Origin of the sequence: Massilia scottii, assembly GCF_030846495.1 — a bacterium.
Lineage (GTDB): Bacteria > Pseudomonadota > Gammaproteobacteria > Burkholderiales > Burkholderiaceae_D > Telluria_A > Telluria_A violaceinigra.
Genome location: NZ_JAVCWM010000021.1, coordinates 50727 through 62554, shown reverse-complemented (window position 1 = coordinate 62554; position 11828 = coordinate 50727). Strand labels below are relative to the sequence as shown.

The following is an 11828-nucleotide window of genomic DNA, read 5'->3' as shown; positions in this document are numbered from 1 at the left end:
CTCACAGGGCCGCGTTGCGCAGTACGATGGTGGCGGCGAAACTGCGCCGTTCGCGCCAGCGCAGCGCCGGCGGCATGCGCGCTTCGTCAAGCCGGGTACCGGGGTCGGCCGCACCGCTGTAGCCGGCGCCGAACAGGTCGAACGCTTGCGGCTCGCGGTCGGCCGCGCCGCGCCGGGCGCCGTGCAGCAGCAGCGCCACCTTGATGCTGGCCACCCGTTTCCAGTGGGTTTTGCGGCGCAGGTCCTGCTCGCGCTCGGCCGGACTTGCCCCGTCAAGCGCCAGGGCGGCATCGAGCGCGCTGACGGCGCCGGCGCTGAGGTACTGGTTGGGCAAGCCGTCGGCCGGCACATCGGTGTCGAGTCCGTACAGCACCTGGAAGGTGTCGACCCCGGCCACGAGCGCATCGCTGCGCCAGTTTTTCTGGCCCCGGTATTTGCAGCGCAGTTCGGCCTCGCCGCCCGCTGCCGGCGCGACATAGAAAATGCTCCAGCCCTCGCTGCCGGCCCCCACGCCGAACCCGGCGCAACTGAGCATGCTGCCATCGCCCTCGGCGCCCTCGCCCACGCCGTCGAAGCGCAGCGCCAGCACGTCGCTGCCGTTGACGCCGCCCGGGCGCGCGCTGGCGATGCCGGGCCCGCCGCCGAGCACCTGGTCGTCCAGCCCGCCGATGCGGGCGGCGGCGCTGGCCGGCGACGGCGGCGCGTCTTCACGGTCGAGATCGACAAAGGCGCCCTGGCGCGCCGCGCGTTCGATGGCGTCCAGCGCAAAGCGGCCGGCGTCATCCACCTGCGCCAGTTCGCCCTGGGCCGCGTAGCCGGTCTGGGCCGACACCAGCACCGATGCCGCGGCGAGTGAAACCAGCAGCCCGAGCAGCAGTGCGACCAGCAATTCCACCAGGGTCAGGCCGGCCTGATGGCATCGGCGCCGGACCGCCGCGTGCGCGCTCATGGGGCACCCGTGCCGAGCATCACCGCCACCGCCGGCGGGGATGGTGCGCCGGCGCCGGCATCGGCAGCGCCGTCGGCCCGCTTGGCGCGCCAGCCGAGCTTGATCACGACAGGGGCGCCGGCCGCGCCGGCGCACTCCCAGGCCAGCGCCTGGCGCGCCTCGTCCCACACGGTGGCGTCGCGGCAGACTGCGATGCGCCCGCCGGGAAAGCCCGCGTGCAGCGCCGCCATGGTGTCGGCGATGTCGAACTGGGCCAGCTGGGCGCTGTCGCAGCGGTTCACGCCGTAGCATTGCGCGGGCGCGGGCGGCGGCGCGCCATCGGCCGCATCGTAGTGGAGTTGCAGGTAGGGATTGCTGAGATCGTCGCGCTGCATTTGCCCGGCGTTCGCCTGCATGCGCCCGGCCAGGCCGCTGGCCAGCTGCACCGCGCGCGACATGAGGCTCGCTCCCTGGTGCGTGCGCAGCGCGGCGACCTGCGTGCCAAGGGCGCCCAGGATGCCGACGGTCAGCAGCAGCAGCGCCACCAGCACTTCGGTCAGCGTAAATCCGCCGGCGACACGTTTTCGCAATAAGCGCATGACTCCCCCGCAACGTTGAACAGACACGTCCGGTCATGACGCCGCGGCCCGGCAGGCGTGGCTGCAAGGTGCGTGGACGGGTGATCTGGATCGCTTGTGAGCTACGTTAACAGCAGGGCGTGCAGGCACGGATGGCCTGCCTCAAGCGTGTGAGCTGAACTATTTGCGCGGTTTGCGCTCGTGGCCTACTTCGGCAATGGCTTCCTGGAACTCGGCCAGGTCTTCGAAGTTTTTATAGACGGACGCGAAGCGGATGTAGGCAATCTTGTCGAGGCGTTTCAGTTCCTGCATGACCAGTTCGCCCACGTGGCCGGTATCGACCTCGCGCTGTCCGCTGGTAAGCAGCTTTTCCTCGATCGAGGCGACCGCGCTGTCGATCGCTTCGGCCGACACGGGCCGCTTGCGCAGCGCCAGCATCAGGCTGCCGCGCAGCTTGACCGAGGCGAACTCGGTGCGGCTGCCGTTTTTCTTGACAATGATCGGCATCGACAATTCGATCCGCTCATAGGTGGTGAAGCGCTTGTCGCACTTGACGCAGCGGCGCCGGCGCCGGATCGAATCGCCCTCCTCGGAGACGCGCGTATCGAGCACTTGCGTGTCTTCATGCTGACAGAAAGGACATTTCATGGGGGCGCCGGGCTGCTGGTGTGAGGTTAAGCCGCGTAGACCGGGTACTTGTCGGTCAGCTTCTTGACTTCCACCTTGACGCGTTCGACGACGGCGGCGTCGTTCGGGTTGTCGAGGATGTCCGCGATCAGGTTACCGACCGTGGTTGCATCTTCTTCCTTGAAGCCGCGCGTGGTGAAGGCCGGGCTGCCGAGGCGGATGCCGGAGGTCACGAACGGTTTTTGCGGATCGTTCGGGATGCCGTTCTTGTTGCAGGTCATGTGGGCGGCGCCCAGCAAGGCTTCGGCTTCCTTGCCGGTCAGGTTCTTCGAGCGCAGGTCGACCAGCATCACGTGCGATTCGGTGCGGCCGGAGACGATGCGCAGGCCGCGCGCGATCAGCGCCTTGGCCAGCGCGTCGGCGTTTTTGACAACCTGCTTCTGGTACTCGGCGAACGATGGCTCCAGCGCTTCCTTGAAGGCGACGGCCTTGCCGGCGATCACGTGCATCAGCGGGCCGCCCTGGATGCCGGGGAAGATCGCCGAATTGATGGCCTTTTCGTGCTCGGCCTTCATCAGGATGATGCCGCCGCGCGGGCCGCGCAGCGATTTGTGCGTGGTCGAGGTGACGAAGTCGGCGTGCGGCACGGGGTTCGGGTACACACCGGCGGCGATCAGGCCGGCGTAGTGCGCCATGTCGACCATGAAGTAAGCGCCCACTGCCTTGGCAACCCTGGCGAAGCGCTCGAAATCGATCTTGAGCGAAAAGGCCGAGGCGCCGGCGATGATCATTTTTGGCTTGTGCTCGTGCGCAAGACGCTCCATCGCCTCGTAGTCGATATCTTCCTGCTCGGTCAGGCCGTAGGACACCACATTGAACCACTTGCCCGACATGTTCAGCGCCATGCCGTGGGTCAGGTGGCCGCCTTCGGCCAGCGACATGCCCATGATGGTGTCGCCCGGCTTGAGCATGGCGAAGAACACGCCCTGGTTGGCCTGGGAGCCGGAGTTCGGCTGCACGTTGGCCGCTTCGGCGCCGAACAGTTGTTTGACACGGTCGATCGCCAGTTGTTCGGCGACGTCGACGAATTCGCAGCCGCCGTAGTAACGCTTGCCTGGATAACCTTCGGCGTACTTATTGGTCAGCTGCGAGCCCTGGGCTTGCATGACGGCTGGCGAGGTGTAGTTCTCGGACGCGATCAGTTCGATGTGATCTTGCTGGCGTGCGTTTTCCTTCTGGATCGCGCCCCACAATTCGGGGTCAACATTGGCCAGCGTGTGTTCTTTTGAAAACATGAAAAAACTCCAATCGATAAGAGTGCGAGGCACCTGATTGCAAGGATCGAATGAGGGAAGCCGTCGGAAATGGAACAGGCAGCCTCATCGTGCGCTTCCATCGGTGGCTGCCCAGGCGAACGGCTGATGAAATCTCACGTTCCCCGGTGGATGCCCACCTTTCGCCGCCAGGCAGCAATGCGCCGCGACTTTTCGCCAGTTACGTGAGACATAATGGAGCCCAAATTGTAAGTTAAGTCCCTGATTAGGGCAAGGAATGGGATTGCCTAAATGGCAGGTCGCGGCCAATATCGTCACTTGGGCTACAATCCGGCATAGTTTCGGACTTCCTCAGGACACCACATGATCGTTTTCATCACCGGCGCCTCCGCCGGCTTCGGCGCCGAAATGGCGCGTACCTTCGTCAACAACGGCCATCAGGTCGTCATCAGCGGTCGCCGCAAGGACCGGCTCGAAGCCTTGGCAGCCGAGCTGGGCGACCTGGCCTTGCCGATCGTCATGGATGTCACCTGCAAGGAATCGATCAATGAAGCCTTGTCGATGCTGCCGCAATCGTGGCGCCAGGTCGATGTGCTGATTAACAATGCCGGGCTGGCGCTGGGTACGCAGCCGGCCCACGAAGCGCCGCTGGCCGACTGGGAAACCATGATCGCGACCAACTGCACCGGGCTGGTAACGATGACGCGCGCGCTGCTGCCGGCCATGGTCGAGCGCGGCAGCGGGCTGATCATCAACCTGGGCTCGGTGGCGGGCCACTATCCTTACCCGGGCGGCAATGTGTACGGCGCGACCAAGGCCTTTGTCGACCAGTTCACGCTCAACCTGCGCGCCGATCTGGCAGGCAGCGGCGTGCGCGCGACCAACCTGGCGCCGGGATTGTGCGGGGGGACGGAGTTTTCCAACGTGCGCTTCAAGGGCGACGACGCGGCCGCGGCCAAGGTGTACGAAGGCACGGTGCCGCTGACGGCAGCCGATATTGCGGCGACGGTGTTCTGGATCGCCACCCTGCCGCCGCATATTAATATCAATACGATCGAGATGATGCCGACCTGCCAGGGGTTTTCGCCGTTTGCGATCAAACGGACCTGATTCCCCGTCGTACCCGCCGAGTGCCGCCTTGGCGCGGTAGTCGTTTCTGCCAATGGCAGGAACGACGGGTGTGAGCCGGCATCACGTAACACAACTACACCCCATGTAAGCGATTGTTACAGAACTTGGCACTTCGTTATCGCTCACGTCTACTTGTGCCCCACTCCACCCCCGCTGGGTCATCTTTATGTACGCTTGCGTACATTTACAGCCCCGAAATCGCGTAAAATGTTTCCGATATTCACTTATGGCAAATGAAATGCCCTCAGTATTCAGTTGGCCGGTACGGGTCTATTACGAAGACACCGACGCCGGCGGCATCGTCTTTTACGCGAATTACCTCAAATTCTTCGAACGCGCCCGCACCGAGTGGCTGCGCGCGGCCAACGTCGGCCAACAGGCGCTGCGCGACCAGGATGGGGCCATCTTCGTCGTCAAAAACGCCAGCATCGACTATCACGCGCCAGCCCGGCTCGATGATGAATTAAACTTGACATTGAGTATAGAAAAACTGGGGCACGCATCGGTCCAGTTCCTCCAGCAAGCCTGGCACGGCGACGTCTTGCTGGCCAGCGCGCGGGTCAAAGTCGGTTGCGTCGATGCCGCATCCTTGCGTCCGCGCGCCCTGCCCGACGCAACGGCTGCTAAAATGCGTGCCGCCTGACACTTCACATCCAGAAAAATCCAACGCCCATGAATGCAGCCCAAGACCTTTCCTTTCTCGCCCTGATCAGCAACGCGCACCTGATCGTGCAATTGATCATGGCACTCCTGCTGGGCCTGTCCATCATGAGCTGGACCTACATCTTCCGCAAAGCGTTTGCCGTGCGCGCCGCCCGCCTGCAGACCGAACAGTTCGAGCGCAGCTTCTGGGCCGGCGGCAACCTGCACACCCTGCACCAGAACGCCAGCACCACGCGCGAGCAGAGCGGCGCGCTGGCACGCATCTTTGAAGCCGGCATGGGCGAGTTCATCAAGGGCAAGCAAGCCTCTCCCCAGCGCGATCCGCTCGAGACCGGCGCCGTGCTCGATGGCGCCCGGCGCGCCATGCGCGCCGCCTTCCAGCGCGAACTCGACGGCCTCGATTCGCACCTGAACTTCCTGGCCTCGGTCGGTTCCGTCTCGCCTTACATCGGCCTGCTCGGTACCGTGTGGGGCATCATGAACGCCTTCCGCGGCCTGGCCAACGTGCAGCAAGCCACCCTGGCAGCGGTTGCGCCCGGCATTGCCGAAGCGCTGATCGCCACCGCCATCGGCCTGTTCGCGGCGATTCCGGCCGTGGTCGCGTACAACCGCTTCACGCACGATATCGACCGCCTGGCCATCCGCTTCGAGAGCTTCGTCGAAGAATTCTCGAACATCTTGCAGCGCCAGTCGCGCTGATCGGAGTCACTCATGGCATCGTTTTCCAGCAGCCTGCGCGGCGGACGCAAACGCAAGTTCAAGTCCGAAATCAACGTCGTCCCCTACATCGACGTGATGCTGGTGCTGCTCATCATTTTCATGGTCGTGCCGCCTGCTAACAGCCCGAGCGTGATCAACCTGCCGAGCGCCGAGAAATCGGCGCTGCCGCCGGACGACTACATCCAGATCGTGATCAAGCCCAACGCCACCCTGAGCATCGGGGTCAACGGCAAGAACAGCGCCGCGCCCGAGGAGCTGCCCAACCGCGCCGCCGTATTGCGCCGCCTGCGCGCGCTGCATGCCGAGCATCCCGCGTATCCGGTCATGATTGCCGGCGACCGCGACAGCAAGTACGACGAAGTGATCCAGTTGATTTCCGAAGCGAAGAAAATGGGCATCAACCGGGTCGGCCTGGCCACCAAGTGACGACACGATGGCGCCCCTGACCCCTCCCGCCAGCACTGGCGGCCCTTACACTGTTCCGCCCGAGCCGAGCCGCACCCCGGCCATCCTGCTGGCGCTGGCCGTGCACGCCGGCTTGCTGCTGTTCCTGTGGGCTGGCATCAGCTGGCAGAACGTCGCCCCGACCACGACCGAGGCGGAAGTGTGGGACATGAAAGTGCAGGACGCGGCACCGCCGGCCCCCGAGCCGCCGCCGCCGCGCGAGGTGAAACCGGTGGAGCCGCCCAAGCCGGTCGAGAAAACGATCGAAAAACCGGTGGAAAAGCCGGTCGAAAAACCGCCGGCCGTCAAGCCGCCGGACATCGCGCTCGAACGCGAAAAGAAGCTCAAGGAACAGAAGCTCAAGCAGGAAGAGCGCCTGGCCGAGGAAAAGCGCGAGCTCGAGAAAGCCCGCAAGGAGCTGGCCGAGCAGAAGAAGCGCGAAGAGAAGAAACTCGACGAGCAAAAGAAACTGGCCGACCAGAAGAAACTCGAGCAGCAGAAGGCGGAACAGGACAAGCTGGCCGAGAAGCAGGCGGATAAGCAAGCCGACAAGCTGGCCCAGGAAAAGGCGGCCAAGGCGGAAAAAGCGGCCAAGGACAAGAAACTGGCTGAAGAAAAAAAGATACTCGACAAGCTGCACGCCGCCGAAATGCGCCGCATCACGGGTGGCGCCGGCGGCACCGGCGAGAGCGAGCAAAAGAGCGCACCGAAAGGCGATCCGAGTTACTTCGGCGCGATCGGCGCCAAGATCAAGAGCAACCTCAATTACACGGGCAGCACCAGCATGGCCGGCGATCCGGAAGCGGTGTACCAGATCGAGCAATGGCCGACCGGCGAAATCAAGTCGGTCAAGAAGATTAAAAGCAGTGGTGTGCCGGCGTACGACCAGGCAGTGGAAAATGCGATTGCCAAATCGTCACCGCTGCCACGGAAAAAAGATGGTACGGTAGATCGTTCAGTTCCCGCGGCATTCAAATTGAAGGAAACCCAGAAAAACCATGACTAAACTCAGCACATTGATCCTGACCGGCGCCCTGATCACCGGTTCGTCGGCCTACGCGCAAATGCGCGTGGAAGTCGTTGGCGTCGGCAGCAACCAGATTCCGATCGCCATTGCCGCGTTCGCAGAAGAAGGCGTGGCGCCTGCGCAAATCTCAGCCATCATCCGCGCCGACCTCGAGCGCAGCGGCATGTTCAAGATCATCGACGCCGGCAGCACCCTGTCGGAAACCTCGCCGATCGATTACAGCCAGTGGAAGTCGCGCGGCGCCGATGCGCTGGTGGTGGGCAGCGTGCAGAAGCTGGCCGACGGCCGTTTTGAAGTGCGCTACAAGCTGCACGACACCATCAAGACCAACCAGTTGTCGAGCCTGACCCAGGCCGCGCAAGCGAAATACACACGCCTGTCGGCCCACAAGATCGCCGACGATATTTACGAAAAGCTGACCGGCAGCCGCGGCGCCTTCGCCACCCGCGTCGCGTACGTGAATGAAAACCGCGGCGCGCGCGATTACCGCCTCGAAATCGCCGATGCCGATGGCGAAGCGGTGCAGGTGGCGGTGCGCTCGAACGAGCCGATCATTTCGCCAGCCTGGTCGCCGGACGGCACCAAGGTCGCCTACGTGTCGTTTGAAAAACGCAAGCCGATCATCTACGTCCAGGACCTGGTGACGGGCGGACGCAAGATCGTGGTCAACGAAAAGGGCAGCAACTCGGCGCCGTCGTGGTCGCCCGACGGCACCCGCCTGACGGTGGCGCTGTCGAAAGACGGCCATACCCAGGTGTATATCGTCGGCGTGGACGGCAGCGGCCTGCGCCGCGTCTCGAACAGCAATGGCATCGATACCGAACCGCAATTTTCGGCCGACGGCCAGACCATTTATTTCACGAGCGACCGCAGCGGCGGCCCGCAAATCTACAAAATGAGTGCCAACGGCGGCGCAGCGCAGCGCGTCACCTTCAATGGCAGCTACAATATCAGCCCGCGCGTCTCCTCGGACGGCAAAACCCTGGCCTGGGTATCCCAGCGTGACGGTGGCTATTCCCTCTATGCGATGGACCTGGCCAGTGGCCAGGAACTGCGCCTGGCCGATGCGGCCACCGAACCGAGTTTTTCGCCCAACGGCAAATACATCATGTACGCAACCAAAGGCGGCGGCCGTACTTCGCTGGCTGTGGTGTCGGTCGATGGAAGGGTCAAGCAGCGCTTAACAACCCAGGCAGGAAACATCAGGGAGCCCAACTGGGGTCCCTTCATGAAGTAAAAAAAGAAGTCCAAACGTCATTCACGTCATTTTTAACACCGACCAGGAGAAGAACCCATGCGCAATTTTAAAACCCTCGCATTCATCGTCACGAGCGCCGCCCTGCTCTCAGCTTGCAGCACCCCAGTCAAGGAAGAAGTCGCGCCAGTGACCGAGCGTCCGGTCGCCGCCAAGCCGGACGTCGCCGCCGACAAGCGTGACGTCAACCCCGTCGAAACCGGCTCGGTCGATCCGGTCAACGATCCAAAAGGCGTGCTGGCAGCCCGCAGCATCTACTTCGACCTCGACAGCTATGTCGTGCGCGAAGATGGCAAGCCGGTCGTCGAAAACCACTCCAGCTACCTGAGCAAGAACAAGGGCCGCAAGATCATCATCCAGGGCAACACCGATGAACGCGGCGGCACCGAGTACAACCTGGCGCTGGGCCAGAAGCGTGCAGAAGCTGTGCGCAAGTCGATGGCATCGCTGGGCGTAGCCGAGTCGCAGATGGAAGCCGTCTCGCTGGGCGAAGAAAAGCCTAAGGCTACCGGTGGCGGCGAAGCGGCATGGACGGAAAACCGTCGTGCCGATATCGTCTATTAATCGCTTGCCGTAAGGGCATCCGGACCATCGGGGCGGCGCGCAGTGCGAACTGTGCCCGCCCCGCTGACCTTGCGCGGCTGTTCGACCGCCGGGTCCCGTGGTTTTCAGTTTCAACGGTTTTGAAAGAGTCACGATCATGATCACACTGTCCAAGTCCCGCATTGCCGCCGCCTGTGTCGCGCTGGCCGCCTGCATGCCGCTGCAAGGCCACGCCGGCCTGCTCGACGACGATGAAGCGCGCAAGGCCATCATCGACCTGCGCGCCAAGGTCGAGAACATGGCGCGCGAGCTCAACGCCCGCATCGACACCAAGTCCGACCGCAGCAGCGCGCTCGACATGGTGAACCAGCAGGAACAGACCATGTCCGAAATTGCGAAATTGCGCGGCCAGGTGGAAGTGCTGAGCAATGAACTGGCCAATGCCCAGAAGCGCCAGAAAGATCTGTACGCCGACCTCGACGAGCGCATGCGCAAGCTCGAGCCGCGCCAGGTCACCATCGACGGGCGCGAAGCGGCGGTCGATCCGAGCGAGCAGCGCGCCTACGATGCGGCCATGGTCATGTTCAAGGGCGGCGACTACAAGAGCGCGGCGGCGGCGCTGGGCGACTTCGTGCGCCGTTATCCAGCCTCGGTCTATGCGGCCAATGCGCAGTACTGGCTGGGCAATGCCCATTTCGCGCAGCGCGACTTCAAGGGCGCGATCGCGGCCCAGGAGATGGTGGTCAGCCAGTACCGCGACAGCCCCAAGGCGCCGGACGCCATCCTCAACATCGCGAGCAGCTATACCGAATTGAAGGATATTAAGAATGCCAAGAAGGCATTGAAGGAACTGGTGCTCAAGTATCCGGACTCGAGCGCGGCGCAAGCGGCGAAAGAGCGCCTGGCCGTGCTCAAGTAACAGCGGATGTAACACCACGGTAAAAAATGTGTGCTGGGGCATTTGACAGAAGCACGGATGCCCCCTATAATCTTGCTTCTTCGGGTCGTTAGCTCAGCTGGTAGAGCAGCGGACTTTTAATCCGTTGGTCGCAGGTTCGAATCCCGCACGGCCTACCACGAATACAGCAGCAAGCAAATGAAGCAGTTACGAGCGATCGTAACTGCTTTTTTGTTTTTGGCTGAACGGTTTTATCGGCTTGCACCCTGCTCCCGACCTGGACGACAATAAGTCGCGCTTCACGTAAAATCCTTGGTTAAATTTCTGGCAGACTGGGCAAGACCTGCACGTGCTGGAAGGCTGACGAAGACTGCACTCCACGGCTGCGCATGTTCTCCCTGTTCGATCAATGGGTTGTTCGCCTTCGCCAACTGAACGTAACGGGTACGTTATGGCTGGATGGCTCGTTCGTCACACGCAAGCCAGATCCTAACGACCTCGACTGCGTGCTATGGCATCCATCGTTTGCCGGCCCGGTTTCTGAAGAGAGTAAAATCGAAGTGCGCAGCATGATTGATCGCGCGTCGGCCAAAGCAGTGTTTGGTATCGACCTCTACATCGCATTGCCGCTTCCCACTGAAAAGATGGCGTCCGAAGCATATTGGCGCGGCTTGTTTGGTTTTCAGCACGATGGCAGAAGCGCCAAGGGATTTATGGAATTGAAAGTATGAGCACCGATTTTCTTGAGCAGCACGCCAGGCAATTGCAGCGCGAGGCACAGCAAACAGCTGAGCGCAGTGCAGCCACGCCTGACGATTTCTGGCTCAATGCGGCCGCCGACAATCAACGGCAGGCAGCCCGCGAGGCTTTGCGGGCATTGGAACTTGAGTATGCCCGCGAAAGCGGCGAGCTGCTCGATATGCGTTTTTCAGGCCCGCGAGCCAATGGATCCATCTCCCTGGATGCGTTTTTAAAGATCGCGGAACCACTGAACAAGGCATGGAAAGCGGCGGCTTTCCGACTCCGTCACGGCGTGGTCGAGGGGCGGATCGGCCAAGGCATCGGCGCCACCCTGAATCTGAAGCTGGCAGGCATAGCGCAAGGGTCGACACATATACTTCTGACTGGAAATGGGTCCGAAGACCTTTCAGGCGAGAGCTTGTTCCGGGAAACGTTGACACAGACCTTCCGACTGCTTTCTTCGAACAACGACGACTTCTACGATGCGGTTGACGCAATGGGCGGACGTGCGGCCCACTATGTCGGTGAGGCGCTCAAGGCAATCGATGCCGCAGGACTCGCGGCGCAATTTACGTGGCAAAACAGGGGCGCGCTGAATTGCTGGAATGGGTCCACCGATGAGGTTTTAAGAATACGCGCGCTCCTGGCCGGCGTATCGGACTCCAAGACATATGAGGAAACGATCTCCGGCAGCGTCGCCGGTATCTTTGACAATGGCCGGCTCGACATTCGCACCGAGGTTGGCAAGGTCCGGATTCGATTTCCGCTCGATATGATTCCAGTGGTTCAAAGATTTCAAATTGCAGCCCACGCCGACATTCGGGTACAGACGACGCGATTTTCCGACCCAATATCAAGGCGGGACGTCGTCACATACCAAATGCTTCCGACAGAGAAATAAGCGCCTGAAGCAGTGGCCCAATCGGCGCAAGCGATGGTGCGCCCAGCATGGACGCACCAAAAAAAGCCCCAATCGCTTGGGGCTTTTCGTTCTCGTTT

The 11828-nt window shown here is 62.2% G+C and carries 14 protein-coding genes, 1 tRNA gene and 1 riboswitch; of the genes, 11 read left to right on the top strand and 4 right to left on the bottom strand.

Annotation, left to right across the window (positions count from 1 at the left end; all coding sequences use genetic code 11):
- Position 1: 1 nt before the first annotated feature.
- From RBA41_RS24395 to glyA, 4 genes are all read right to left on the bottom strand, one after another.
- On the bottom strand, positions 2-949 hold the full coding sequence (locus RBA41_RS24395) for a PilW family protein (protein ID WP_306626831.1): 948 nt from the start codon (positions 947-949) through the stop codon (positions 2-4).
- Positions 946-1527 (bottom strand): type IV pilus modification protein PilV, encoded by a 582-nt coding sequence (pilV, locus tag RBA41_RS24390; RefSeq protein ID WP_306626830.1) that lies wholly within the window; start codon positions 1525-1527, stop codon positions 946-948. The genes RBA41_RS24395 and pilV overlap by 4 nt, the downstream gene beginning before the upstream one ends.
- 159 nt (positions 1528-1686) lie before the next feature.
- Positions 1687-2154, bottom strand: coding sequence for a transcriptional regulator NrdR (gene nrdR / locus RBA41_RS24385; protein WP_099881314.1), 468 nt, complete (start codon positions 2152-2154; stop codon positions 1687-1689).
- A 26-nt stretch (positions 2155-2180) separates the two neighbouring features.
- Entirely contained in the window at positions 2181-3428 is a 1248-nt protein-coding gene (gene glyA / locus RBA41_RS24380) for a serine hydroxymethyltransferase (protein WP_306626829.1), read from the bottom strand.
- 102 nt (positions 3429-3530) lie between these two features.
- Positions 3531-3641, bottom strand: a riboswitch (ZMP/ZTP riboswitch).
- A gap of 129 nt (positions 3642-3770) precedes the next feature.
- Between glyA and RBA41_RS24375 the strand changes: the two genes are divergently transcribed.
- The 11 genes from RBA41_RS24375 (at position 3771) to RBA41_RS24325 (ending at position 11730) form a co-directional block, all read left to right on the top strand.
- Positions 3771-4517, top strand: a complete 747-nt coding sequence (locus RBA41_RS24375; RefSeq protein WP_306626828.1) for an SDR family NAD(P)-dependent oxidoreductase — start codon at positions 3771-3773, stop codon at positions 4515-4517.
- Positions 4518-4776: 259 nt separating this feature from the next.
- Complete coding sequence (gene ybgC / locus RBA41_RS24370; protein WP_099881320.1) at positions 4777-5181, top strand: tol-pal system-associated acyl-CoA thioesterase; 405 nt, start codon at positions 4777-4779, stop codon at positions 5179-5181.
- A 29-nt stretch (positions 5182-5210) separates the two neighbouring features.
- On the top strand, positions 5211-5900 hold the full coding sequence (gene tolQ, locus RBA41_RS24365) for a protein TolQ (protein WP_306626827.1): 690 nt from the start codon (positions 5211-5213) through the stop codon (positions 5898-5900).
- Positions 5901-5912: 12 nt separating this feature from the next.
- Positions 5913-6347 (top strand): ExbD/TolR family protein, encoded by a 435-nt coding sequence (locus RBA41_RS24360; RefSeq protein ID WP_306626826.1) that lies wholly within the window; start codon positions 5913-5915, stop codon positions 6345-6347.
- 7 nt (positions 6348-6354) lie between these two features.
- Positions 6355-7371, top strand: a complete 1017-nt coding sequence (gene tolA / locus RBA41_RS24355; protein WP_306626825.1) for a cell envelope integrity protein TolA — start codon at positions 6355-6357, stop codon at positions 7369-7371.
- Positions 7364-8629, top strand: coding sequence for a Tol-Pal system beta propeller repeat protein TolB (gene tolB, locus RBA41_RS24350; protein ID WP_306626824.1), 1266 nt, complete (start codon positions 7364-7366; stop codon positions 8627-8629). Before tolA ends, tolB begins: the two co-directional genes overlap by 8 nt.
- Before the next feature lie 57 nt (positions 8630-8686).
- Positions 8687-9211, top strand: a complete 525-nt coding sequence (gene pal / locus RBA41_RS24345) for a peptidoglycan-associated lipoprotein Pal (protein ID WP_306626823.1) — start codon at positions 8687-8689, stop codon at positions 9209-9211.
- 136 nt (positions 9212-9347) lie between these two features.
- Positions 9348-10109 (top strand): tol-pal system protein YbgF, encoded by a 762-nt coding sequence (gene ybgF / locus RBA41_RS24340; protein WP_306626822.1) that lies wholly within the window; start codon positions 9348-9350, stop codon positions 10107-10109.
- Positions 10110-10191: 82 nt separating this feature from the next.
- A tRNA-Lys gene (locus RBA41_RS24335) sits at positions 10192-10267 on the top strand.
- 210 nt (positions 10268-10477) lie between these two features.
- Positions 10478-10819, top strand: a complete 342-nt coding sequence (locus tag RBA41_RS24330; RefSeq protein ID WP_306626821.1) for a DUF6932 family protein — start codon at positions 10478-10480, stop codon at positions 10817-10819.
- Positions 10816-11730, top strand: a complete 915-nt coding sequence (locus RBA41_RS24325; protein ID WP_306626820.1) for a hypothetical protein — start codon at positions 10816-10818, stop codon at positions 11728-11730. The genes RBA41_RS24330 and RBA41_RS24325 overlap by 4 nt, the downstream gene beginning before the upstream one ends.
- The last annotated feature ends 98 nt before the right edge of the window (positions 11731-11828 follow it).